This window comes from Mesorhizobium sp. M7A.F.Ca.CA.001.08.2.1 (genome assembly GCF_003998455.1).
Lineage (GTDB): Bacteria > Pseudomonadota > Alphaproteobacteria > Rhizobiales > Rhizobiaceae > Mesorhizobium > Mesorhizobium ciceri.
This window is the reverse complement of sequence record NZ_RZPW01001507.1, coordinates 1-244: the sequence shown is the minus strand read 5'-3', so window position 1 is coordinate 244 and position 244 is coordinate 1. Positions and strand designations below refer to the sequence as shown.

The 244-nt window shown below is 66.0% G+C and carries 1 protein-coding gene; it reads right to left on the bottom strand.

Going from position 1 to position 244, the window contains the following annotated elements:
* Positions 1-244: hypothetical protein (locus tag EN914_RS39805; protein ID WP_245497966.1), on the bottom strand; the 244-nt coding region annotated here is incomplete at both ends.

The window sequence follows — 244 nt, the reverse complement described above, 5'->3', positions numbered from 1 at the left end:
GGTTCGACCGGCTCTACTGGGGCAACAGGTTCGACCGGATCGACCGGAGCAACCGGCTCGACCGGCGCCACAGGAGCAACCGGTGATACCGGAGCAACTGGCTCGACCGGATCGACAGGTTCGACCGGCTCTACTGGGGCAACAGGTTCGACCGGATCGACCGGAGCAACCGGCTCGACCGGCGCCACAGGAGCAACCGGTGATACCGGAGCAACTGGCTCGACCGGATCGACAGGTTCGACCG